The organism is Streptomyces sp. NPDC058000, assembly GCF_042886435.1.
In the GTDB taxonomy this organism is placed as follows: Bacteria; Actinomycetota; Actinomycetes; order Streptomycetales; family Streptomycetaceae; genus Streptomyces.
In genome coordinates, this window is the sequence record NZ_JBHVQS010000033.1 from 69,688 (window position 1) to 92,530 (window position 22,843).

The 22,843-nt window shown below is 73.8% G+C and carries 24 protein-coding genes and 3 pseudogenes; 14 read left to right on the top strand and 13 right to left on the bottom strand.

The genetic code is table 11. From position 1 onward, the window contains the following. Window positions 1-76: 76 nt before the first annotated feature. Together ACFVT2_RS27245 and ACFVT2_RS27250 are read left to right on the top strand one after the other, a co-directional pair. A complete protein-coding gene (locus tag ACFVT2_RS27245; RefSeq protein ID WP_390022085.1) occupies window positions 77-280 on the top strand; it encodes a hypothetical protein in 204 nt (67 codons plus the stop codon). A 9-nt stretch (window positions 281-289) separates the two neighbouring features. Continuing rightward, window positions 290-847: a YbaK/EbsC family protein gene (locus tag ACFVT2_RS27250; RefSeq protein WP_390022086.1), complete on the top strand. Its 558-nt coding sequence runs from the start codon at window positions 290-292 to the stop codon at window positions 845-847. Window positions 848-890: 43 nt separating this feature from the next. Here ACFVT2_RS27250 and ACFVT2_RS27255 read toward each other — a convergent pair whose 3' ends face one another. From ACFVT2_RS27255 to ACFVT2_RS27280, 6 genes and pseudogenes are all read right to left on the bottom strand, one after another. Continuing rightward, window positions 891-1,118, bottom strand: a complete 228-nt coding sequence (locus ACFVT2_RS27255; protein WP_390022088.1) for a GNAT family N-acetyltransferase — start codon at window positions 1,116-1,118, stop codon at window positions 891-893. A gap of 67 nt (window positions 1,119-1,185) precedes the next feature. Continuing rightward, window positions 1,186-1,467, bottom strand: a pseudogene (locus ACFVT2_RS27260) (GNAT family N-acetyltransferase); the annotation flags it as partial. A gap of 22 nt (window positions 1,468-1,489) precedes the next feature. Then, a complete protein-coding gene (locus ACFVT2_RS27265; RefSeq protein WP_390022131.1) occupies window positions 1,490-1,897 on the bottom strand; it encodes a CoA-binding protein in 408 nt (135 codons plus the stop codon). A 149-nt stretch (window positions 1,898-2,046) separates the two neighbouring features. Next, complete coding sequence (locus tag ACFVT2_RS27270) at window positions 2,047-2,262, bottom strand: hypothetical protein (RefSeq protein WP_390022134.1); 216 nt, start codon at window positions 2,260-2,262, stop codon at window positions 2,047-2,049. Window positions 2,263-2,374: 112 nt separating this feature from the next. Continuing rightward, a pseudogene (locus tag ACFVT2_RS27275) lies at window positions 2,375-2,752 on the bottom strand (acyltransferase family protein); the annotation flags it as partial. Window positions 2,753-2,967: 215 nt separating this feature from the next. After that, window positions 2,968-3,747: a type VII secretion system-associated protein gene (locus ACFVT2_RS27280; protein WP_390022090.1), complete on the bottom strand. Its 780-nt coding sequence runs from the start codon at window positions 3,745-3,747 to the stop codon at window positions 2,968-2,970. Window positions 3,748-3,989: 242 nt separating this feature from the next. Between ACFVT2_RS27280 and ACFVT2_RS27285 the strand changes: the two genes are divergently transcribed. Next, window positions 3,990-4,616, top strand: coding sequence for a YigZ family protein (locus tag ACFVT2_RS27285; protein ID WP_390022091.1), 627 nt, complete (start codon window positions 3,990-3,992; stop codon window positions 4,614-4,616). Between the two features lie 151 nt (window positions 4,617-4,767). After that, window positions 4,768-6,243 carry an APC family permease gene (locus ACFVT2_RS27290; RefSeq protein WP_390022093.1) on the top strand — a complete coding sequence of 492 codons (1,476 nt, stop codon included), beginning with the start codon at window positions 4,768-4,770 and terminating at the stop codon, window positions 6,241-6,243. Window positions 6,244-6,276: 33 nt separating this feature from the next. Here the strand turns inward: ACFVT2_RS27290 and ACFVT2_RS27295 are convergent, their stop codons facing one another. Both ACFVT2_RS27295 and ACFVT2_RS27300 read right to left on the bottom strand, forming a co-directional pair. Beyond that, on the bottom strand, window positions 6,277-8,682 hold the full coding sequence (locus tag ACFVT2_RS27295; protein WP_390022095.1) for a glycoside hydrolase family 65 protein: 2,406 nt from the start codon (window positions 8,680-8,682) through the stop codon (window positions 6,277-6,279). Next, the gene (locus tag ACFVT2_RS27300) at window positions 8,679-9,443 is read right to left on the bottom strand and encodes an HAD family hydrolase (protein WP_390022096.1); all 765 of its coding nucleotides are present in this window, start codon (window positions 9,441-9,443) and stop codon (window positions 8,679-8,681) included. The genes ACFVT2_RS27295 and ACFVT2_RS27300 overlap by 4 nt, the downstream gene beginning before the upstream one ends. Before the next feature lie 242 nt (window positions 9,444-9,685). Between ACFVT2_RS27300 and ACFVT2_RS27305 the strand changes: the two genes are divergently transcribed. After that, a complete protein-coding gene (locus ACFVT2_RS27305; protein ID WP_390022098.1) occupies window positions 9,686-10,552 on the top strand; it encodes a universal stress protein in 867 nt (288 codons plus the stop codon). Window positions 10,553-10,580: 28 nt separating this feature from the next. Here the strand turns inward: ACFVT2_RS27305 and ACFVT2_RS27310 are convergent, their stop codons facing one another. From ACFVT2_RS27310 to ACFVT2_RS27325, 4 genes are all read right to left on the bottom strand, one after another. Next, on the bottom strand, window positions 10,581-11,942 hold the full coding sequence (locus tag ACFVT2_RS27310) for a nicotinate phosphoribosyltransferase (protein ID WP_390022099.1): 1,362 nt from the start codon (window positions 11,940-11,942) through the stop codon (window positions 10,581-10,583). Window positions 11,943-12,015: 73 nt separating this feature from the next. Continuing rightward, window positions 12,016-12,315, bottom strand: coding sequence for a DUF1876 domain-containing protein (locus ACFVT2_RS27315; RefSeq protein WP_390022101.1), 300 nt, complete (start codon window positions 12,313-12,315; stop codon window positions 12,016-12,018). 192 nt (window positions 12,316-12,507) lie between these two features. Further along, window positions 12,508-13,377 (bottom strand): universal stress protein, encoded by an 870-nt coding sequence (locus ACFVT2_RS27320; RefSeq protein WP_390022103.1) that lies wholly within the window; start codon window positions 13,375-13,377, stop codon window positions 12,508-12,510. A gap of 123 nt (window positions 13,378-13,500) precedes the next feature. Next, entirely contained in the window at window positions 13,501-13,632 is a 132-nt protein-coding gene (locus ACFVT2_RS27325) for a hypothetical protein (RefSeq protein ID WP_390022104.1), read from the bottom strand. 228 nt (window positions 13,633-13,860) lie between these two features. On the opposite strand from ACFVT2_RS27325, the gene ACFVT2_RS27330 reads away from it, so the two are divergent. The 8 genes and pseudogenes from ACFVT2_RS27330 to ACFVT2_RS27365 all read left to right on the top strand — a co-directional run bounded on the left by ACFVT2_RS27330 (window position 13,861) and on the right by ACFVT2_RS27365 (window position 20,693). Continuing rightward, window positions 13,861-15,231, top strand: a complete 1,371-nt coding sequence (locus ACFVT2_RS27330) for an aminopeptidase P family protein (RefSeq protein ID WP_390022106.1) — start codon at window positions 13,861-13,863, stop codon at window positions 15,229-15,231. 119 nt (window positions 15,232-15,350) lie between these two features. Then, window positions 15,351-15,491 (top strand): annotated as a pseudogene (locus tag ACFVT2_RS27335) (FAD-dependent oxidoreductase); the annotation flags it as partial. A 327-nt stretch (window positions 15,492-15,818) separates the two neighbouring features. Then, the gene (locus tag ACFVT2_RS27340; protein ID WP_390022107.1) at window positions 15,819-16,751 is read left to right on the top strand and encodes a dihydrodipicolinate synthase family protein; all 933 of its coding nucleotides are present in this window, start codon (window positions 15,819-15,821) and stop codon (window positions 16,749-16,751) included. 12 nt (window positions 16,752-16,763) lie between these two features. Continuing rightward, window positions 16,764-17,768 (top strand): proline racemase family protein, encoded by a 1,005-nt coding sequence (locus ACFVT2_RS27345; RefSeq protein ID WP_390022108.1) that lies wholly within the window; start codon window positions 16,764-16,766, stop codon window positions 17,766-17,768. Beyond that, window positions 17,765-18,070, top strand: coding sequence for an aldehyde dehydrogenase family protein (locus ACFVT2_RS27350; RefSeq protein WP_390022110.1), 306 nt, complete (start codon window positions 17,765-17,767; stop codon window positions 18,068-18,070). The genes ACFVT2_RS27345 and ACFVT2_RS27350 overlap by 4 nt, the downstream gene beginning before the upstream one ends. Further along, the gene (locus ACFVT2_RS27355; protein WP_390022111.1) at window positions 18,001-18,666 is read left to right on the top strand and encodes an aldehyde dehydrogenase family protein; all 666 of its coding nucleotides are present in this window, start codon (window positions 18,001-18,003) and stop codon (window positions 18,664-18,666) included. The genes ACFVT2_RS27350 and ACFVT2_RS27355 overlap by 70 nt, the downstream gene beginning before the upstream one ends. Then, window positions 18,582-19,298, top strand: coding sequence for a GntR family transcriptional regulator (locus ACFVT2_RS27360; RefSeq protein ID WP_390022112.1), 717 nt, complete (start codon window positions 18,582-18,584; stop codon window positions 19,296-19,298). Before ACFVT2_RS27355 ends, ACFVT2_RS27360 begins: the two co-directional genes overlap by 85 nt. A gap of 129 nt (window positions 19,299-19,427) precedes the next feature. Continuing rightward, entirely contained in the window at window positions 19,428-20,693 is a 1,266-nt protein-coding gene (locus ACFVT2_RS27365) for an alpha/beta fold hydrolase (protein WP_390022113.1), read from the top strand. A gap of 76 nt (window positions 20,694-20,769) precedes the next feature. On the opposite strand, the gene ACFVT2_RS27370 is transcribed toward ACFVT2_RS27365, so the two are convergent. After that, window positions 20,770-21,549 (bottom strand): alpha/beta fold hydrolase, encoded by a 780-nt coding sequence (locus ACFVT2_RS27370; protein WP_390022115.1) that lies wholly within the window; start codon window positions 21,547-21,549, stop codon window positions 20,770-20,772. A 169-nt stretch (window positions 21,550-21,718) separates the two neighbouring features. On the opposite strand from ACFVT2_RS27370, the gene ACFVT2_RS27375 reads away from it, so the two are divergent. Beyond that, entirely contained in the window at window positions 21,719-22,615 is an 897-nt protein-coding gene (locus tag ACFVT2_RS27375; RefSeq protein WP_390022117.1) for a helix-turn-helix domain-containing protein, read from the top strand. The last annotated feature ends 228 nt before the right edge of the window (window positions 22,616-22,843 follow it).

Genomic DNA, 22,843 nt, shown 5'->3' on the forward strand with positions numbered 1-22,843 from the left:
ACGGTCGTGGGCGCCTCTGTGATCAGGGCCTTCACTAGCGCCGGAGGCGAGGGCCGGGACCACGGTGGGGGCGAGCGTGCGGCGCGCCACGGACGCCCCGTCGAGGCCCGGGCCCGTACGCCAGCTCCTCGACGAAGCACCGTACGGGGTCGTCACCGTCGCCTCGGCGACCTTCGGGGCCGAGGTCCCGCACGGCTACCGCAGCGGCGGCCCGGCACCGGTCGGGACGACCACGTCGGTGATCATTCCGGCGGGTCGCTCGACCTGCTGCGCCTGCTAATTTGGCGGTATGCCCGTGCCGATGGATGCCTTCGACGAAGTCCGGACCGCCGCCGAGTGCCTGGACCTCCTGCCCGCACCAGTGGCCGCCGCGCTGCGCGGCTGGCGCGGCTCCGTCCCCGTGGAGGAGTTCCGGTATGTCGACACGGACCCGGCCATCGCGGACACCGAACTCCTCGTCGCCCACTACGGCGACTGGCTGCTGGAGCAGTCGGCGAACTGTGTGGTGGTGGCCGGCAAGCGCGGCGGCGAGGTCACGCTGGCCGCCTGTGTCGTCCTCTCCACCACCCGCGTCGACGTCAACGGCGTGGTCCGCCGCCATCTGGGCGCCCGCAAGGCGTCGTTCGCCCCGATGGACACCGCGGTCGGCGACAGCGGTATGGAGTACGGCGGGATCACCCCGATCGGCCTGCCCGCGTCCTGGCCGTTGCTGGTGGACGCCGCGGTCGCCGACACCCCCTACGCGCTGGTCGGCAGCGGCAGCCGCCGGGGCAAGCTCATCGTGCCCGGTAAGGCGCTGGCCGAACTTCCGGGCGCCACGGTTCTGGAGGGGCTGGGCGTCGCCTGACCACCGGGCGCCCGGCCACCGGGCCGGGCCTTGAGGGCCGCGGTCAGCCGACCTCGGCGCTCGGTCGCCGACGCAGGTCCAGGGAGAGCGGCGTGCTGTGCTCGGTGAAGCCGAGGCTGCGGTAGAGCGGTACCGCGGCGTCCGTGGCGTGCAGATCGACCCGGCCGATGCCCTGCTGCGCGAACCGCCCGAGCAGGGCTTCGGTGGTCGCCCGGGCATAGCCCCGGCCCCGGTACCGGGGATCCGTACAGACGTTGAAGACGAAGCCCATCCGTCCGGTCGGGTTGACCGGGGACGGCAGCCGCTCGTCGATCCAACCGAGCGCGCCCGCCGCAAGATGCGTCCGCCACCAGCGCGCGGCCCACGCCCGTCCCGCGTGCCTCCTCCGAGACGACGAGCCAGTGGACGTGGTAGGCCGGGGGCTCCGCACCGAACAACAGGCCGCCGACGAGCGCCGATTGCGCGCAGACGGCGACGAGCGCCGTGGACCGGCCAAGGTGCCTGTCCAGGGCGCGGTGAAAACCGGGCTCCGCGACCATGGCGCCGAACCAGTGCTCGACCTGGGCCGCCAGGCCGAGCAGACCGGGGATGTCCGACTCCCGCGCGGGTCTGATGATCATCCGGGCATTCTCGCAGCCGGGGTCAGTCGAGCCGGGGGATCTCGATGGCCGGGCAGCGGTCCATGACCATGTCGAGGCCGGCGGTGCGGGTGCGGTGGTAGGCGTCGTCGTCGGTGACGCCGAGTTGGAACCAGACCGCCTTGGCGCCGATGGTGACGGCCTCGTCGGCGACGGCTCCGGCGAGGTCGCTGCGCACGAAGACGTCGACGACGTCGATCGTGAACGGGACGGCCGCCAGGGACGGGTAGCCCACTTCGCCGTGCACGGTCTCGGCCTTGGGGTGCACGGGGATGATCCGCTTGCCGTAGCTCCGCAGCACCTCGGCGACGCGGTAGGCGGCGCGCTGCCGGTTGGTCGAGAGCCCTACCACGGCCCAGGTGTCGCCGAGCTCGGTGAGGATCCTGCGGATGGTTGCCTGGTCGCCGTGCACGGGGGCTCCTGTCGTTCGTGGTTCCGCTACGGCACAACAGGTGATCGGCTCGCCTGATTCCCGTGATTCCCGTGATTCCCGTGATTCGCCTGAATCCGCTGGATCCCCCGGATGCGTTGAATCCGTTGCTCTTTCTGGAGCGGTGCCGGTCAGACGGATTCGAAGGTGCGGGCGGGCGGCGACGTCCGGTCGCCTTCGGCCTGGCGGGGCACGGTGGGCGTGGGGGGTGTGGTCGGGCGGGCGTGTCTGCGGCGTGGTGCGACGTGCTGGCGGACGTCGTCGATGCCGCGTCGCATGCGGGTGCGGAGCCATGCGCCGAGGGGGCGTTCGACGAGGCGGTGGACGAGCCAGGCGGCCGCCAGCATGAGTGCGGTGACCGACGCGACCAGGACCGGGGCGGGGAGGCTGTTCCGACTTGAGCTCCACGAAGAGCGTCCAGTACACCGGATCCACGTTGGGCGTGTTGTTGCCGGCCTGGAGCATGGTCAGGTTGGTGATCACCGTGTCCCAGCCGCGGAGGGAGGTGACCTCCGGCCACATCTTCACCGCCACGGCGGTGAGCAGGATGCCGGCCCAGTAGGCGGGGAACAGCCGGGAGACGCGGGAGACCGCGAACTGGCCCACCGTGCGGCCCCATACGCTCATGCAGATGACGAAGCCGCTGATCAGGAAGAAGACCTCGACGCCCAACCATCCGTACTGGGCTGCCTTGTGGGCGGTCGGGAAGATGGTGCCGGTGGTGTGGCCCCACGGTACGGCGAGGGCGGCGTAGTGGTGGAAGACCACCATCAAGGCGGCGGCTAATCGCAGGCCGTCGAGTGCGGCCAGTCTGTTCCCCGAGTGTTTCTCGGCCATTGCGCGAACCCCCCGGAGCTCCCCCCTGCGGGAGCGATCTCTGCCTGGTGAGACCGACAGACCGTCGGCAGAGTTCTGCGAACTTTCGATTACGGGCGGGTCACGGCTAGGCAGGGGGTGTGTGGAGGCTACCCGCGGTCACGACGCCGCCGGGGCGCAGCAAAACGCCCCGCCCGAAGGGGAAGACGGGCGGGGCGGGTTCAGGGGGTGGGCGGTCAGCCGGTGCGGCGGCCCAGTCCGGCGCCGACGACGCGGCCGCCCGCCGCGGAGCGGGCCGGTTTGCCGATCGCCGGGCCGCTGCCCACCGGCTCGGGCGCCCCGGAGCCGGTGCCGGGCCGCAGCGCCGTGCCGGTGGCCGGCTCCCGGGTGCGCTGTGTGGCGCCGGTGCCGCCCGCGGCGGTCAGTGCCGCACGCAGCTGCTCGGACTCCACGACCATGCTCACCGGCCCGGACGGGTTGAGGTAGAGGGCGTGTCCCGGTGGCAGCTGCTCGACCAGTTCGGCCGCCGGCCGCCGGTCGTAGAGCAGTCGGCCCGCCGATTCCAACTGGGCGGCGGAGGTGTAGACGGGGACCACCGGGGCGCCCTCGGGGGAGGCCGCCGCCAGCGGTGCGCCGGCGGCGGTGACCAGGACGGACACCTCCGCCTGCGCCAGCTCCTCGCAGACCGCCCGGTCCGGGCCGTAGCCGGTGGCGGACAACTGCACCGCGCGGTCCACCGGGTCGGTCGGGTCCGCCCAGTCCAACATCTGCGGTGACGGGCGGTACTCCGGGTTGTCCCGCCACTCGGCGATCTCGCCGTCCGGGCCCGACCGCCACTGCCCGATCACCGCCCACAGCGGGGGCGCGCCCTCTCCTGCCCAGGTCAGGTCCACCATGGCCAGCCAGTGGTCCGGTGCCTCGCGGGCCGCCTCGACGACCTCCGGGGGCGGCACCGGCATCTCCTCGCCGGTCACCGGAACGCCGGCTGTCATCGCCGCCTGTGTGCTGTCGTCCATCAAGCCCTCCGCCGAGCCGCCGTTCCGGTCCCGCGGGGCCCCAGGGCCGTCCTGCGGCCGCGGGGTCCCGCTGGGGCCACAGTGCCCACGGGGGCGGCGGACGTCTCCCCGACGCACCGTGCGGACGGCCCGGGTACGCCGCCCGGCGGTGCGGACTGCGCCCGTACGGCGGACACCGCAGCGCGGCGCTGGGCGTCGGGTGCCGCGCTCGTCCCGGTCGGACCGGCCCGTAGGCTGGTCGGATGCAGGAGCAGTACCGGACGCTGGCCCGCGAGGGTGTCCACGAGATCGAGATCAACAAGTCCCGCTTCCTCTGCGCGCTCGCGCCGGTCGCGACGGAGGGGGAGGCCCAGGACTTCATCGCGCGCATCCGCAAGGAACACCCGACCGCCCGGCACCACTGCTTCGCGTACGTCCTCGGGGCCGACGGCGGCGTGCAGAAGGCCAGCGACGACGGCGAACCGGGCGGCACGGCCGGGGTGCCGATGTTGCAGATGCTGGTGCGGCGCGAGATGCGCTACGTGGTCGCCGTCGTCACGCGGTACTTCGGCGGCATCAAGCTCGGGGCGGGCGGCCTGATCCGCGCCTACGGGGGTGTGGTCGGTGAGGCGCTGGACGTGCTGGGCACGGTCACCCGGCAGCGGTTCCGGCTGGTGACGGTCACCGTGGACCACCAGCGCGCGGGCCGCCTGGAGAACGACCTGCGCACCACGGGGCGGGCGGTGCGCGAGGTGACCTACGGGGCCGAGGTCAGCATCGAGGTGGGGCTGCCGGAGGCCGATCTGGAAGGGTTCCGGGCCTGGCTGGCGGACACCACGGCCGGTACGGCCCGGCTGGAGCTCGGCGGGGAGGCGTACGGGGAGGTGTAGGCGGCGGGGCCGGTCGAGGGGCGCCGCTCGCGCCGCGGGCACCTGAAGTTCGCTCCCGGCCGGTGCGTGGTGGCGGCGGACGTGTCAGCCTGGGCCGGCGGAACGGGCCGCGGACCGGCGTGCGCGCCGGCACGGGAAGGGGCTGCCAGGCATGCCGGACCTCCTTGGGGAACGGGTGGGATTCGTCCGCCGGATCGGGCTGTTCCAGGCCACCGCGATCAACATGAGCCAGATGTGCGGGATCGGGCCGTTCGTGACCATCCCGCTGATGGTGACCGCGTTCGGCGGTCCGCAGGCGGTCGTCGGCTTCGTCGCGGGCGCGGTGCTGGCGCTCGCCGACGGGCTGATCTGGGCGGAGTTGGGCGCCTCGCTGCCCGGGGCCGGTGGCAGTTATGTGTATCTGCGGCAGGCGTTCCAGTACCGCACCGGGAAGCTGATGCCGTTTCTGTTCGTGTGGACGGCGATGTTGTTCATCCCCCTCGGGATGGCCACCGGCGTCATCGGCTTCGTGCAGTACCTGGGCTATCTGTGGCCGGGGATGAGCCAGGGGCAGGGGGACGCGGTCGGCCTGGCCGTCACCGCCGGCATCGTGGTGCTGCTGTGGCGGCGGGTGGAGCGGATCGCCCGGCTCACCGTCGTGCTGTGGACGGTGATGATCGCCGCCGTCGGCCTGGTCATCGTCGCGGCGTTCACCCACTTCAGCCCGGAGCGGGCCTTCACCTACCCCGCGCACGCCCTTGACCTGACGGCCGGTCACTTCTGGGTCGGCTTCGCCGGCGGGCTCACCATCGGCATCTACGACTACCTCGGCTACAACACCACCGCCTACATGGGCGCCGAGATCAAACGCCCCGGCCGCACCCTGCCGCGCGCCATCCTCTTCTCCATCCTCGGCATCATGGTGATCTACCTGCTGCTCCAGATCGGCACCCTCGGCGTCGTCGACTGGCGCGAAATGCTCGATCCGCACAGCACGGCCGGCTCCTCGGTCGCCTCCGCCGTCCTGGAACGCACCTGGGGCCGCACCGCCGCCGACGCCGTCACCGTGCTCATCCTGATCACCGCCGTCACCTCCGTCTTCACCGGGCTCCTCGGCGGCTCCCGGGTCCCCTACGACGCCGCCCGGGACCGGGTGTTCTTCCGCCCCTACGGGACGCTGCACCCCCGCCACCGCTTCCCGGTCCTGGGGCTGCTGACGATGGGCAGCATCATGGCCGCTGGCTTCCTGCTGGGCCGGCACACCGACCTGGCGACGGTCATCCAACTGCTCACCACGGTGATGGTCTTGGTGCAGGCGCTGGCCCAGATCGCGGCGGTCACCGTGCTGCGGCGCCGGCAGCCGGCGCTGCGCCGCCCGTACCGCATCTGGCTGCACCCGCTGCCGAGCCTGGTCGCGCTGGTCGGCTGGCTGGTGATCTACGGCTACGCGGACCGCAGTGCCCCCGGCCGGCACCCCATCGAATGGTCGCTGGCCTGGGTCGCGGCGGGGCTGGTGGCGTTCCTGGCGTGGGCCCGCGTAGAGCGGGAGTGGCCGTTCGGGCCGAAGCGGATCAGTGAGGAGTATCTGCACGGGGCGGATCCGGACGCGGCGGCGGAGCCGGTGGAACCGCTGCCCCGCCCTGGCTGACGCCACGTCAATCTGCCTTGTTGGCAGGCGAGTTCAGTTGTCGGGGAGGTCGATGCGGCGGGACGTTCCCGGGGCGACCGTGAACGGGCGGCCGCGCAGTCGGACCCGGACCGCGGCGTGTTCCGAGTCCGGCACGGTGATCCGCACCCGGTCGGCGCGGATCCGCAGGTCGATGTCCCGGTGGCGGCGGTAGCGGAACCGCACGCCGAACTTGGAGAGTTGGGGGAGCGGCGCCGGATCCAGCCACAGGGCGCGGTCCCGGGTCTCCAGACCGGTCATCCCGCGCTGCACGAAGTCCAGGGTGCCGGCCATCGCGCCCAGGTGGATGCCCTCCCCGGTGGTGCCGCCCTGGACGTCCGCGACGTCGCCGGTGAGCGCCTCCTCGCAGTACGCCCAGGCGTCGTCGCGGCGCACCCGCGCCAGCACCCAGGCGTGGACCACGGCGCTGAGCGTCGAACCGTGGCAGGTGCGGTGCAGGTAGTGGTCGACGGTCGCCCGCCAGATGTCGTCGTCCAGGCGGTAGCCCAACTGGTCGAAGACACCGGCCAGTTCCGACGGCGAGAAGAGGTAGCCCAACATCAGCACATCGGCCTGTTTGGACGCCTGGTAGCGGTTGACGGTGTCGCCCTCCGCCTCCAGGATCCGGTCCAGCCGCCGGATGTCGCCGTAGCGGGCCCGGTAGCCCGCCCAGTCGAGTTCGGCCAGCTGCCCGTAGCCTGCGAACTGGCTGATCAGGCCCCGGTGGTAGGGGACGTGCAGCCGGTGCGCGAGGTCGTCCCAGTGCTGCCGCTCGTCGTGGGAGAGCGCCAGCCGCTCGAACAGCGGTCGTCGGCGCGTCTCGGGCAGCGTCCGGCACAGCTCCAGCGCCCGCGTCAGCACCCAGGCCGCGGTGACGTTGGTGTAGGCGTTGTCGTCCAGGCCCGGCCGGTCGGCGCCCGGATAGCCGTCGTGGTACTCGTCGGGGCCGACCACCCCGCGGATGCGGTAGCGGCCCAGCGCCGGGTCCCAGTCGGCGCTCGCCGCCCAGAAGCGGGCGATCTCCAGCAGCATCTCCGCGCCCTTGGTGTGCAGGAACGCGGTGTCGCCGCTGGCCTGCCAGTACTGCCACACGTTGTAGGCGATCGCCGAGCCGACATGGTGCTGGAGGTGCGAGTGATCCGGCAGCCAGCGGCCCGAGCGCGGGTTGAGGTGCAGCCGCTGGGTCTCCTCGCGGCCGTCGCTGCCGCTCTGCCACGGGTACATCGCGCCCGCCCGGCCCGCCTCGCGCGCCGCCCGCCGGGCCGCCGGCAGCCGCCGGTGGCGGTAGTCCAGCAGAGCCCGGGACACCTCCGGGAAGTGCAGGTTCAAGAACGGCAGCACGAACAGTTCGTCCCAGAAGACGTGCCCCCGGTACGCCTCGCCGTGCAGACCGCGCGCCGGCACCCCCACGTCCAGCCGCGCGGTGTGCGGGGAGAGGGTCTGCAGCACGTGGAAGACGTGCAGCCGCAGGATCCGGCCCGCCGGGCCGGGCACGTCCAGCCGCACCTGCCGCCACAGGTGCTGCCAGGCGCGGTGGTGCGAGGCCAGCAGCCGCGGTACGGCCGGGGCCCGGCGGACCGCGTCCAGGGCGGCCGGCAGCGGTGCGGCGCGGGCCCGGTCCTGCGAGGTGTGCAGCGCCACCGTCTTGTCCACGGTCGCCGGGGCGCCGGGCCGGACCGGGACGGTCAGCACCCGCCAGGTCCGGCGCGGCGCCAGATCGGTGCGGGCGGTACCGCCGCGCGGGGCGGCGCGGAAGCGGGCGGCCAGCGCGACGGTGATGCCGGAGGCACGGGTGCGGCAGCGCAGCCAGCACGCGCCGTCTTCCCCGGCGCCGGTCTCCCAGCCGGTCAGATGGGTGTCGGCGAGCGCGCGGTAGCGGGCCACCCCGTTGTTGCGGACGTCGCCGTCGAGCCCCGCCGCGACCTCCACCGTCCCGGACCAGCCCTCGGCGGTGAACACCGTGCGCTGGACGGCCAGATCGGGTTCGGCCATGTGGACCAGACGGCGTTCGGTGACGGTCAGCCGCCGCCCGGCCTCGTCCTCGTAGGACGACCAGCGGGTCAGGGTGGCGCGGCGCAGGTCCAGGGTCCGGCGGTGCCCGGTCAGGTGCGGGTGGTCGGGGGAGAGCCACGGGCCGGGCTCCGGGGCGCCCTGGGGGCGGATGCGGTAGCGCAGCGGCAGCCAGTCGGGCAGGTTGACCAGGTCCTCGTTCTCCACCCGGCGGTCGGCGACGGTGGAGGTCAGCCGGTTGTAGAGGCCGGCCGCGTAGGTGCCCGGGTAGTGCACGGGACCGCGCGGCGACTCCGACGCGGCGCCGCGGGTGGCGAACCGGCCGTTGCCGAGCGTGCACAGCGCCTCCCGCAGCCGCTCGTCCTCCGGGTCGTACCCCTCGTACGTCCAGGTCCAGGCCGGCGCCGTCACGGGGCCGCCCCGGGCACCAGCAGGTCGCCGGGGTCGCTGACCACCACATCGGCGCCGCGGCGGCGCAGTGCGGCCGCGTGCCCCGGCGTGCCGCTCCGGTCGACGCCCACGACCAGGCCGAAGCCGCCGCGGCGGCCCGCCTCGACGCCGGCCGTGGCGTCCTCCACCACGGCCGCCTCCCGGGGCGGGACGGCCAGCCGCCGGGCCGCCTCCGCGAACAGCGCCGGGTCGGGTTTGCCCGGCAGCCCCAGCCGGGCCGCCTCGTTGCCGTCCACCACCGCCCCGAACAGTTCCAGCAGGCCCGCCCGGGACAGCAGCTCGGTGGCATGGCGGGACGCGGACACCGCGGCGCACGGGACACCTGCCCCGCGCAGCGCGTGCACCAGACGCACACTGCCCGGCCAGACGGCCGCCCCGCCCTCCCGCAGCAGCGCGGTGAACACCTCCTCCTTGCGGGCCGCGACCGCCGCCACCGTGCCGGTGCCCGGCGGGTCGTCGGGGGAGCCGGGCGGCAGCGCCAGCCCCCGGGAGGCCAGGAACGCGGCGGCGCCGTCCAGCCGGGACCGGCCGTCCACATGGCGGAGGTAGTCGTCCACCGGGTCGAAGGGCCGTCCGCCGCCCGCGGCCGCCAGGCAGGCGTCGAACGCCTCCTGCCAGGCCGCGGCGTGCAGCCCCGCCGAGTCGGTGAGCACGCCGTCGGTGTCGAAGACCACGGCCCGCACCCAGCGCAGACACGCGGCCAGCGGCGACGCGGCGGACATGGCGGGTCCCTCCAGCCTTCCTTCGTCAGATGCGTCCCTCCATGGCACCACGACATCCCGGCCCGGGCCGCTCGTGGCCCCGCATGCCCTGGCGTGCCGCGGGGACCGGGGCACACGATGGAAGGGAGCCGAGGGGCGCCACCGGACGCCGCGGTCCGGACCCGCACCGCCGGCCGCGCGAGCCCCGCCCCGGTGCCGCCCCGGCACGGCCGCGGCCCGAGCGACGGAAGGCGGTGGGGACGATGGAACTCCCCCTGGTCGTAGGCGTGGACGGATCGGACGCCGGGCTGCGCGCCCTGGACTGGGCGGTGGACGAGGCGGCGCTCCACGGACTGCCGCTGCGCCTGGTCTACGCGTCCCGGTGGGAGCGTTACGAAGGGGTGGCCCCACAGGAGAGCGCCCCCGCCGAGCAGGCGATGGCCGACCGGGTCGTCGCGTCCGCCGCCGACCGCGTCAACCGCCGCAACCCCGAGGTCGAGGTCTCGGTCCAGGTCCTGGCCGACGACGCGGTCACCGCGCTGCTCCGCGAGGCGCCCTACGCCACGGCGGTGGTCCTCGGCTCCAAGGGGCGTGGGGAGTTCGCCGACCTGCTGCTGGGCTCGGTCAGCCTGTTGGTGGCGGCCCGCGCCCGGCACCCCGTGGTGGTGGTCCGCGGTGACCGGGCGGGCCTGGCGAGCAGCCACGACCGGGTACTGCTCGGCGTCGGGGACACCGCGAAGGGCTCCCCGGCCGTCCGGTTCGCCTTCCGGGAGGCGGAGGCCCGCGGCTGCGCCCTCGACGCGATCCGCGCCTGGCGGTGCCCCGCCTACGAGACCGCCGACCGCACCCAGCGCGCCGCCGGACCCGAGCACCAGGCCGAGCAGCAGGCGTCGGCGCTGGTCGACGCGGCGGTGGCGGCGGAGGCCGCGGCGCACCCGACGGTGCACGTCCGCTGCACCACCGTCGAGGGGCCGGCGCACAAGGTGCTGGTCCGGCGGTCCGCCGCGGCGGACCTGCTGGTCCTCGGGGCCCGCCACCGGCACGGCCACTTCGGGCTGCAACTCGGCCGGGTCGGGCACGCCGCGCTGCACCACGCCGCCTGCCCGGTCGTGGTGGTCCCGCGGGGCTGAGTCCCCGGCCGGGCCCCGCCGGGGGGTGTCAGGCGAAGTGGTCGTACGGGGCCAGCACCGCCCGTTCGATCCGCCGCTGCACGTGCCGGGCGAGGGTGGCCAGCGGTGCGGAGACCGACGGCCGCACCGGGACCGGCGCCCGGATGGCCCGGGCCGTCGTCGGCAGCTCCGCGAGGTCCGCCACCAGCCGGGACCGGGCGTCCGCCAGCGGGGTCCGCGGCGCACAGCGCATCCCGTCGCGCATCAGCGTCTCCAGCAACGGCACGCTGCCGGCCGGCGCCGGCTCCTCGGCCAACCCGATCACATCGCGGCAGCCCGGGTGCCGGAAGACCTGCTTGCGGCCCGGGGCGGTGGCCTTCGCCGTCGACAGCTTCATCACCGGCCGCCCGTCGTACGCGACGAGCTTGTACGCCGAATCGAGGTACGGCGCGTCGGCGCTGACCCCGACCCGGGTGCCCACCGCGAACACGTCGACCGGCGCCCCGGCCCGCACCAGGTCGTCCACCGCGAACTCGTCCAGCCCGCCGCTGGCCACGATCCGCACCCCGGGCAGCTCCGCACGGTCCAGCATCGCCCGGGCCCGGACCGCCAGCGCCGCCAGATCACCGCTGTCCAGCCGGATCGCCGCCCCCTCGGTCCGGTTCAGGGCGTGCAGCACCCGGGCCGCCGCGGCCACCCCGGAATCGACGTCGTAGGTGTCCACCAGGAACGTCACCGGCCCCGGATGGGCCCGCGCGAAGGCGCTGAAGGCGGCCTCCTCGTCCTCGAACGCCTCGACGTAGGAATGCGCCATGGTGCCGACCGCCGGCAGGCGCTCGGCGTGCGCCGCCGCCACATTGCTGGTCCCCGCGAAACCGGCCATCGCCGCCAGCCGCGCGGTCCGCAGGCCCGCCTCCACCCCGTGCGTGCGGCGCAGCGAGAAGTCCACCACCGGCCGGCCGCGGGCCGCCAGGACGCACCGCGCGCACTTGGCGGCGATCGCGGTCTGGTGGCTGAGCTGGTTCAGCACGAAGGTCTCCACCAGCTGTGCCTGCGGCAGCGGCGCGGTGATCTCCAGCAGGGGTTCGCCGGCCAGCACCACCCGGCCCTCCGGCACGGCCCGGACCTCCCCGGCGAAGCGCAGCCCCAGCAGCGGCGCCAGGTCCATGGTGGGCCGGTGCAGCGCCTCCGCGAACACCTCCACGTCGTCGGGCCCGATCCGGAACCGGGAGAGGAAGTCGAGCACCGCCTCCGCCCCGGCGGCGACCAGGAAGCCCCGTTCCGCGGGGAGCTCCCGGACGAAGCAGCTGAAGGTGGCCGGCCGGGTCATCCCCTCGCGCAGGAACGACAGGGCCATGGTCACTTCGTACAGGTCGGTCGTGGTCGGACCGGCCGTCGTCCCATCCGGCATCGCCGGCTCCTTCCCGGGCCGTGCCGGCGGACCGGGGCCGCGCACGGCCCGGCCGCCGACCCGCGGGCGGTCTTCAGGCCAGCTCGTTCGGCCAGCCGTAGACGGTGCGCCGCTCGTGCCCCGGCGGTGCGGCGCCGACGCCCGCCAGGTCGTGGTCCGCCAGCCGGATCAGCTGCCCGGCGAGGTCCTTCATGGCCCGGCCGGCGGCCAGTTCGTCGCCGATCACCGGGACGTCCGGGTCCTCGGGGTTGCAACGGGCCCGGCCGTGCCCGGTGAGGGCCTGGGTGCCGGTGTCCAGCTCCACCCGCGCCCGGGTCGTCCCGTCCTCCTCGGTGAGAATCAGCCGGACCGGCCACTCGGTGGTCTTCGCCATGGCTCACCTCCGCGGTGTCCTCCGGGGCCGCACCGGACCGTGCCCCGGTGCGCCGGGTCCCGCACGCCGTCCGTAGCCCCTGCCACCCATTGTTGGGAGAAACCGCTCGGGGCGCCTGTCCGTGCGGGACGCGGCGCACCTCGGGAGCGCGCCGGCGCCCGTCCGTGCGGCACCGCGGCCGCGGCGGTGAGTTCACTCGTGCGGCACGATCGCGACCGGGCACGGCGCGTGGTGCACCACCGCCTGGACCACATGGCCGATCTTCGGCGCCGGGAAGTGCAGCTTGTGCCGGCGGCCGACGACCAGCAGCGCGGCGTCCGAGGTGTCCCGTAGCACCGCCCGCGCCGGGCTCTCCTGCTCCACCCGGGCGTCCAGCCGGACGTCGGGGAACTTCTCCTGCCAGGGGCGGAGCGCGGCCGTCAGCTCCTGCCGGGCGTCCGCGGCCGCTTGCTCGGCGGCGACCGGCTCGACCCCGCCGCCGCGGTTGTACGCGTACGAGGGCAGGTGCCGGCCGTGCACGACGCGTAGCGGGACGCCCCGCCGGGCGGCGCTCTCGAAGGCGAAGGCGAGGAGGGCCTCGCACGGTTCGTGCAGGCTCAGTCCGGCCGTCACCGGGGCGCCCGGCGCCGGTGACGCGGTGCCCGGTCGGGACCGGACCAGCACCGTGGGGGTGTGGGTGTGCGCCACCACCTGGAGGCCGATCTCGCCCATCACGTACCGCGCCAGCGGGCCCAGGTCCCGCGAGCCCAGGACCAGCAGCGACGACTGGTCGGCCGCCTCCTTCAGGGCGGCGAGCGGGTCCTTGGCCACCAGGGCCTCGTCCACCGGGAGGTCCGGGTGGCGGTCCCGGACGACCTCCAGGGCGTCGCCGATGATCCGGTGCGGCCAGTAGTTCTGGTCGTCCTCGCCGGTCGGCCCGGGCTCTGGTTCGGGTGCCAGCAGTACCCAGGCGTGCAGCAGCCGCAGCCGGGCCCGCCGCAGCTCCGCCTCGTGCGCCGCCCACCGCACGGCGGCCGTCGCCTCGGGGGTCCCGTCGACGCCCACGGTGATCACGTCCTGCATGACCTCACCTCGCTCCCGGTCCGCTCACCGCTGACCCGCGCAGCGGTATGCCGCACTTCCAGTCTCCGTCGGACCGGCGGCCGGCACCGGGTGGGCCGCCCGGTGCCGGCCGTGGGGTCCGGGTCAGCCGTGCGGCGGCCCCTCGCAGTGGAAGTCCGAGGTGCCCGTGCGCCCGTCGGACGCCACGGCCACCTCGTCGAAGGAGCGGTTCAAGTCGGTGAGGTTGTCGTCGCCGTGCGCGGCCCGTGCCGGCAACGCCTCTGTGGGGCTGTTTCCGGAGAAATCCCGTCCCGTGTCGGTCGGTTCGGACCAGCGGTCGCGCCGTGTCCGGGTCGGGTGGTCCGCGGGGCTGGCGCGCGAGGCGTAACACAGTAATGTGAAATTGCACTGACGAGGTGTCGCCTGCTCCATCGCGCAGTCGCGTCCCGGGCGAGCTGTTCGCGGGAGGCGGGCGAGCCGCTCGGCGACCGAGGAGGAGAACCCGTGAAGGAAACCGTCCCCACCGCCCCACGCACGGCCAGCCACGACCTGCCCGTCTCACCGGAGTTGGCGCGGTTCCTGGCGCGCGACTGGGCGGCCACGCCGATGCCCGACGACATCCGACTGCCCGCCGCCGATGTCACCCCCGCCCGCCGGGAACGCCTCTCCGCCCGCTTCCCCGGCGAACGACTCATCGTCCCCGCCGGGGAACTCTCGGTCCGCTCCAACGACTGCGACCACCGGTTCCGGCCGCACAGCGCCTATGCCTGGCTCACCGGCCTGACCGGCGAGGACCAGGCCGGACACGTCCTGGTCCTGGAGCCGGACGGACCGCACCGGCACGAAGCGGTCCTGTACCTCCGCCCCCGCTCCCCGCGCACCGACGGCGGCTTCTACCGGGATCGCCGCTACGGCGAGTTCTGGGTCGGCCGCCGTCCCGACCTCGTCGAGGCCGCGCGCATGACCGGCGTCCACTGCGTCCACCTGGCCGACCTCGGCGCACTGCCGCCGGGCCGCGACGCCGCCACCGACTCCGAACTCGCCTCCGTCCTCAGCGAGTTGAGGCTCATCAAGGATGCCTGGGAAGTCGCGCAGCTACAGCTCGCCGTCGACCACACCGCCGCCGGGTTCGAGGACGTCGTCCGCGGTCTGCCGCGCGCCCTCGCCCATCCGCGCGGTGAGCGGTGGATCGAGGGCGTCTTCGGCCTGCGCGCCCGCGCCGAGGGCAACGGCACCGGCTACGAGACCATCGCGGCCAGCGGCGCCCACGCCTGCGTCCTGCACTGGATACGCAACGACGGCCCTCTGGACGCCCGGCAGTTGCTGCTCCTGGACGCCGGCGTGGAGACCGACACCCTCTACACCGCCGACCTGACCCGCACCCTGCCGCTGTCCGGGCGGTTCTCCCCGGTGCAGCGGCAGGTGTACGACCTGGTGCTCGCGGCCCAGGAGGCGGGCATCGCCGCCCTGAAGCCGGGCGCGCGCTTCCGTGACTTCCACCGCGCGGCGATGCGGGTGCTCGCTGAGGGGCTCACCGAATGGGGCGTCCTGAAGAGCCCGGAAGGGGACTTCCATCGCCGCTACACCCTGTGCAGCAGCGGGCACATGCTCGGGCTCGACGTACACGACTGCGCCCGGGCGCGGGCGACCGCCTACCTGGACGGGGTGCTGGAGGAGGGGCAGGTCCTGACGGTCGAGCCCGGCCTCTACCTCCAGCCGGACGATGAGACGCTCCCACCCGAACTGCGTGGCATCGGCGTACGGATCGAGGACGACCTGGTGATCACGGGGGAGGGGGCGCGGCTGATGTCGAGCGCCCTGCCGCGGACGCCGGAGGCGGTGGAGGCATGGATGGGTGAGTTGACGGATGGGTGAGTTGACGGAGGGCTGAGGTCGTTGGCCGTACGGGCCGGACTCCGGTCGTGCGCAAGGGAATTGACGCGGGGGCGGGAAGGTCTCTTGGCAGCGATGGTGCAATGTGAAATATTACTGACGTGCCCACGAGAAACTCTTCTCCGGATCTCCTCGTCATCGGAGCGGGCGTGGTCGGCGCCGCGTGTGCCTACTTCGCGGCCCGGTGCGGACTGAGCGTCATCGTGCTCGACCGCGGCCCGGTCGCCGGCGGGACCACGGGTGGCACGCCCGCGCGGTCCTGTTCGCCACCGGCGCGTACGAGCGTCAACTCCCCTTCCCCGGCTGGACGTTGCCGGGAGTGGTGGGCGCCGGGGGAGCGCAGGCCATGAAGCCGCCGGTCCGGAAGTCGCCGGTCCGGCGGAGAGCGGTTCGAAGGAGAGCGGTCCGAAGGAGGGAGCCGGCGGCTGACGGGCACCCCGCAGCCACCACGGTCCACCACCCCCCTCGCACGGCCCCAGGCGGGCGCCAGGCATCACCTTATGCAATGTCACACACCACGGAAAGCTCACCCACCACGGCACCACCACACGTCACGGAAGGCCCCCTTCATGACCACCACCTCCGTCACTCCCTCCCTCGCCGCCTCCTGGAGCGCCGAACGCCCCTGGCGCGGCATCATGGTCGCCACCGCCCTGCCCCTGCGCGAGGACCTGTCCGTCGACTACGACGCGTACGCCGCACACGTCCGCTGGCTCCTCGACAACGGCTGCGACGGCGTCGTGCCCAACGGCTCCCTGGGCGAGTACCAGACCCTCACCGACGAGGAACGCGCCCGCGTGGTGCGCACCGCCGTCGAGGCCGCCGGCGACGGTGCCCGCGTGCTGCCCGGAGTGTCCGCGTACGGCAGCGCCGCGGCGCGCCGGTGGGCGGAGCAGGCCGGCGAGGAGGGCTGCGGCAGCGTCCTGCTGCTGCCGCCCAACGCCTTCCGCGCCGACGAGTCGGCCGTGCGGGCCCACTACGCCGAGGTCGCCCGGGCGGGGCTGCCGATCGTGGCCTACAACAACCCCATCGACACCAAGGTCGACCTGACCCCCGCGCTCCTCGCCCGCCTCCACGGCGAGGGCGGCATCGTGGCGGTCAAGGAGTTCACCGGCGAGGTGCGCCGCGCCTACGAGATCGCCGAACTCGCCCCCGAACTGGACCTGTTGATCGGCGCGGACGATGTACTCCTGGAACTGGCGCTGGCCGGTGCCGTCGGCTGGATCGCCGGATACCCCAACGCCTTCCCCGGTGCCTGCGCCGCGCTCTACCGCGCCGCCGTGGCCCAGGACCTGGACACCGCCCTGCCGCTGTACAAGTCCCTGCACGCCCTGCTCCGCTGGGACTCCAGGACCGAGTTCGTGCAGGCCATCAAGTCCTCCATGGACATCGTCGGCCGCCGCGGGGGTCCCACCCGGCCGCCGCGCCCGGCGCTGTCCGGCACGGTCGCGGCCGAGGTACGGGCCGCCACCGAGAAGGCCGTCGCCGCCGGCCACCGCTGACCGAGGAGAACCATGCGCACCCGCCACGTCTTCCACGCCGTCGACTCCCACACCGAAGGCATGCCGACCCGCGTGATCACCGGGGGCGTCGGGGTGATCCCCGGCGCCACCATGGCCGAGCGCAGGCTGCACTTCATCGAGCACCTGGACCACCTGCGCACCCTGCTCATGTACGAGCCGCGGGGCCACGCCTCGATGAGCGGCGCCATCCTCCAGCCCCCGACCCGCCCCGACGCCGACTACGGTGTCCTGTTCATCGAGGTCTCCGGCCTCCTGCCGATGTGCGGACACGGCACCCTCGGGGTCGCCACCGTTCTCGTCGAGACCGGCATGGTCCAGGTCACCGAGCCCGTCACCACCGTCCGCCTCGACGCACCCGCGGGCCTGATCAGCGTCGACGTCGCGGTCGAGGACGGACGGGCCACGGCAGCCACCCTCACCAACGTGCCCGCCTTCTGCGTCGGCCTCGACCTCACGACGGACGTGCCGGGCCACGGCACGGTCACCTACGACCTCGCCTACGGCGGGAACTTCTACGCTTTCGTCGAACTCGACGCGCTGGGCCTGCCGTTCGACCGCGCCCGCAAGAACGACCTGCTCACCGCCGGCCTCGCCGTCATGGACGCGATCAACGCCTCGTCCGACCGGCCCGTCCACCCGACCCGGCCCGAGATCGCCGGCGTCAAACACGTCTACCTCGCCGCCCCCGGTTCCGACGCGCACCGCTCCCGGCACGCAATGGCCATCCACCCGGGATGGTTCGACCGCTCGCCGTGCGGCACCGGCACCAGCGCGCGGATGGCCCAACTCCACGCCCGCGGCGCCCTGCCCCTGCACCGCGACTTCCGCAACGAGTCCTTCATCGGTACGCGGTTCACCGGGCGCCTCATCGAAGAGACGGAGGTCGGCGGGGTGCCGGCCGTCGTCCCCCGCGTCACCGGGCGCGCCTGGATCACCGGCACCGCCCAGTACTTCCTCGACCCCGACGACCCGTTCCCCGGAGGATTCCTGCTGTGAGCACCGCCCTGGCCCGGGTCGTCTCGCGCAACCCGGCCGACCCCTCCGACGTTCTCGTGGAGACCGCGGCGCCCGGCGCCTTCGCCGCGGCCAACGCCGTCGAACGCGCCCGCACCGCACAGCCCGGCTGGTTGCGCGCCGGCGCGGCGGCCCGCTCGGCGGCCCTCGGCGCGATCGCCGCCGCCGTCGAAGCCGCCGCGGACGAACTGACCGCGCTCGCCGTACGCTCCCGGTGGGCGACCCCGCGGACCCCACCACCGTCTGCGGCCCCCTCATCGACGAGCGGGCCCGCAGCCGGGTGACCGAGGCCCGCCGGGGACTGTCCGAACTCGCCGGCGTCCCGGCACCCGCCCGGAACGACGGCTGGTACGCGGCCCCGGCCCTGGTGGAGAACGTGCCCCCCGGCCACCCGCTCCTGCACCAGGAGGTCTTCGGCCCGCTCGCCGTACTGCTCCGCGCCGACGATCTGGACCACGCGGTGCGGATCGCCAACTCCGTCCCGTACGGCCTGGTCGCCTCGGTGCACACGGCCTCGCTCGACACGGCGCTGCACGGACTCGACCGGCTCGACACCGGCATGATCCGGGTCAACGCCCCCTCCACCGGCGTCGACTTCCACCTGCCGTTCGGCGGCACCAAGGCATCCAGCCTGGGCCCGCGCGAACAGGGCGGCGCGGCCCTGGACTTCTACACCTCGACCCGCACCTACGGCCTCGCCCGCACACCCGTAGGCAGGTGCCAAAACAACGTGACATTGTACCCTGGTGATCCGCTCGGGCACGAGGGACAGGGCACGAAGGGAAACACCACGACATGGGCCACCTCACGCAGCGCAACCTCAACACCACCAGGGAGCGGCTGCGCGACCAGGTCGCCCACCACCTACGGGCCGCCCTGATCTCCGGTGAACTCCGCCCCGGCGAGGTCTACTCGGCCCCCGGCCTCGCGGAGGACTTCGGGATCTCCGCGACGCCGGTGCGCGAGGCGATGCTCGACCTGGCCCGCGAAGGTCTGGTCGAGCCCGTCCGCAACAAGGGTTTCAGGGTCACCGAGGTCAACGAGCGTGACCTCGACCAGTACACCGAGATCCGCACCCTCATCGAGGTCCCCATGATCGGGCGCATCACGCGCAGCGCCTCCCGCGAGGAGCTGGAGGCGCTGCGCCCGGTCGCCGAGGAGATCGTGCGGGCCGCCCGCGCCCACGACCTCATCGGCTACCTGGACGCGGACCGCCAATTCCACCTCTCACTCCTCGCGTTGGCCGGAAACGACCGGCTCGTGGAGACCGTCGGCGACCTGCGCAAGCGCTCCCGCCTGTACGGCCTGACCGCCCTGGACGCACGCGACCAGCTGCTGCCCTCGGCCGAGGAGCACATCGAACTCCTCGACCTGATGGTGGCCGGGGACGCCAAGGCCGCCGAGAAGTGCATGGCCCGCCACCTCGGCCATGTGCGCTCGCTGTGGGCCGAGAGCGCACAGGCACAGAAGCCCGCCCGGCGCGGCCTCAACGTCCGCCTGAATTCCCGGTAACACACCGCACACACCCACCCCCCCCCCGCACCACATCGCGCATCTCACCTCATACGCCGCACGCCACCGCCCCCCACGTGCGAACCCCTCGCACCCGAGGGCGCCGACCGGCACGCCCGGAAAGAGCCCATGAACCCCTCGTACGCCACCGTCGACCACTCCTTCACGGTCCCGCTCGACCACGCCGCCCCCGACGGCCCCACCCTCGACGTCTTCGCCCGCGAGATCGCCGACCCGTCCCGCGCCGGCGAGGACCTGCCCTGGCTGCTGTACCTCCAGGGCGGCCCGGGCGGCAAGTCGCCCCGCCCGGTGGGCACATCGCCCGGCTGGCTGGCCCGGGCCGTACGGACGCACCGCGTCCTCCTCCTCGACCAGCGCGGCACCGGCCGCTCCACCCCGCTCACCGCACGAGCCGCCGCCCGCTTCCCGGACCCGGCCCAACTCGCCGCCCACCTCGCCCACTTCAGGGCGGACTCGATCGTCGCGGACGCCGAACTGATCCGCCGCGCACTGTGCGGCGACCGCCCCTGGGAAACCCTCGGCCAGAGCTACGGCGGCTTCCTCACCCTCACCTACCTCTCCCGGGCCCCGGAAGGACTCAGGGCCTGCTACGTCGCCGGCGGTCTGCCGGGCCTGGCCGCCACCGCCGACGACGTCTACGCACGCACCTTCCCGCGCGTACGAGACCGGGTCCACGCCTTCTACGCCCGCTATCCGGACGACGCCCACCGCCTGCGCCGGGTCGCCGACCACCTCGCGGCCCGGGACGTCCGGCTGCCCGACGGGACCCGGCTCACCGTCCGCCGGCTGCGCACCCTCGGCCTCGTCCTCGGCATGGGCGACGGCTTCGAGCGCCTGCACGCGCTCCTTGACGAGGCCGAGGACGGCGACGGCAGCCCGACCGACACCTTCCTGTACCAGGTCATGGCCCTGACCGGCTTCATCGACAACCCGCTCTACGCCGTCCTCCAGGAAACCCTGTACGGACAGGGCGCCGGCCCCACCGGCTGGGCGGCCGCCCGCACCCACGCCGCCCACCCGGAATTCACCGAGGACGCCGACCCCCTGCTGCTCACCGGCGAGATGATCTACCCCTGGATGTTCGAGGAGATCCGCGGCCTACAGCCCTTCGCGGCCGCCGCCGACCTGCTCGCCCAGCGCACCGACTGGCCCCCGCTCTACGACCCGGCCCGCCTCGCCGCCAACACCGTCCCGCTCGCCGCGGTCGTCTACCACGACGACATGTACGTGGACGCCGGCCTGTCCCTGGACACCGCCCGGAAGATCGGCGCCGCCCGGGTCTGGGTCACCAACGAGTGGGAGCACGACGGGCTCGCCGCCTCCGGTGACCGGGTCCTGGCCCGCCTGATGGACCTCGCCGCGGGCCGCGCCTGACCCCACCGGCCACCGATTCGCCCGCCGTCACCGGCCCGGGCCGGTGACGGCGGCAGGGAGTGCTGAACGGGGAGCGCTAAAGGTGTGTGAGGAAGCCTGCGAGGGCGGTCGCGACGGCGCCGGGGGCTTCCACGGGGAGCAGGTGGCCGACGGCGGGGAGGGTGGTCAGGGTCGCGTGCGGAATGTGCGGTAGGAGGCACTCGCGCAGGACGCGTGGCGGTTCTACCGCGTCGTGCTCCGCGGCCAGCACGGTCACCGGGACCTCGATGTCGCGTACGGCTTGAGTGATGTCCTGCGCGATTCCGTGCCGCGGCCACGCGGTCCGGGCCTCGGCCCCGGCGGCGAGGCTGTCGCGCACCGCGGCGGCGCGCACCGCCGCGGGCAGGGGCGTGGCGGTCAGGACATGGTCGAGGGCGTGCTGCACCGCCTCGGGCGAGTCGTACGCGTGGGAGAGCCCCTGCCGGTACTCCTCGGTCACCGTGGTGGGCGGCTCGGGCGGCGCGGGCGCGAGGAGCATCAGGCCGGCCAGTCCGGCGGGCCGGCGGGCCGCGGCGAGCTGGCTCGCCTTGCCGCCCATCGAGTGACCGACGAGGACGAACGGTCCCGACACGCACCCGTCGACCACGCGAACGAGGTCGTCGGCGAGTTGGTCGAGGTGATAGGGCCCGGGCAACGTCCGCGAGGCGCCCCAGCCACGCTGATCGAAGCGGACCGTCGCCTGATCGGGCGGCAAGTGGCCGATCACGCCGTTCCAGGTGTCGGCGGAGCCGCCCCAGTAGTGGACGAACACCAGCGTCGGTCCGGTACGGCCCCCGACCCGCACGTCCAGGGTCCCGCCCGCCACGGGAACCGGCATTGTCGTTTCCGTCATCATCACGCCCCTCACACCGGCCGCGCGAAGCGACCACCGCTATGCTGCCGCAGCCTGAACGGCTGACCTGACCTGGCCTGACCTGCCTGTCAGACCCAAGCCCGACCGTACGGGGGCCCGTGCCCGCTCCCTGGCGAAAAGGAGCCTGGTCATTGTGGAAAACGGACACGGTGCCGTGCGGCAGCTGCGCTACCTGCCTGCCATCGGATCGCCGTACGGGGTGGAGGCCATCGACTTCGCCGCGCTGCGTGCCATGGACACCCACCGCCGTCGCGTGCTCCTCCAGCGCCCCGACTTCCACGTCTTCGCCCTGGTCGGCTCCGGCTCCGGCACCCACGAAGCGGACTTCCACAGTTACCGACTGGCGGAAGGCAGCGCCGTATGGATCCGGCCCGGCATGGTGCACCGCTGGAGCGACATCGACGCCTGCGACGGCCCACTGGTTCTCTTCCGGCCCGGGTTCCTGCCAGGCTTCACCGCGGCAGAAGCCACCGCCCCGGCGTGCTGGCACCTGGACCAGCAGCGCCTGAGCCTCGCCCTGCTCGCAGCCGAACACCTCGGCCGCGAGCACGAAACGGCAGCGCACACACCACGCCTGGCATCCCCCGCACTGCTCTCCCACCTACTGGCGGCACTGCTCCTGCGCGCACTCCCCGACACCCCAGCCGCAACGGACGCGACGCGTCCCACCAGCCGATACACGGACGTCTTCCGCGCCTACCGAACCGCTGTCGAACGGCACTTCACCGACTGGCACCACGTGTCGGACTACGCGCAGGCACTCGGCTACGACGTACGCACCCTCACCCGGGCAACGCGCGCCACCGCCGGCACCGGCGCCAAGACCTTCCTCGACCAACGCATCCTGCTCGAAGCCAAGAGGCTGCTCGCCCACACCGACCTGCCCGTCACCGGCTGCGCCCGACGCCTCGGCTTCCGGGACGTCGGCAACTTCACCACCTTCTTCCGCCGCCAGACCGCGACACCCCCCGCCGCCTGGCGCGCCGCGTACGGCGCAGCCCACTCCCAGACACCCTCGACGACCGGCTGACAGGCGTGGCCGGGGTGCCGGGATGCGAAGACCGCCGTGGACGGTGCGGCACCCGTCCTCCGGTCCCGCCGTTCGGTTTCTTGACCGAGCCGGAAGACCGGAAGAACAGCGCCGCCATTGCCTGAGGTCTCCCGCCGGCCGGGGCACGCCGCGATCCAGATCACGGCCGGCCTCTACGGTCACTCGGCTCCGGACGCGGGTGCGAGAATCAGGTCCGTGATGGACGAG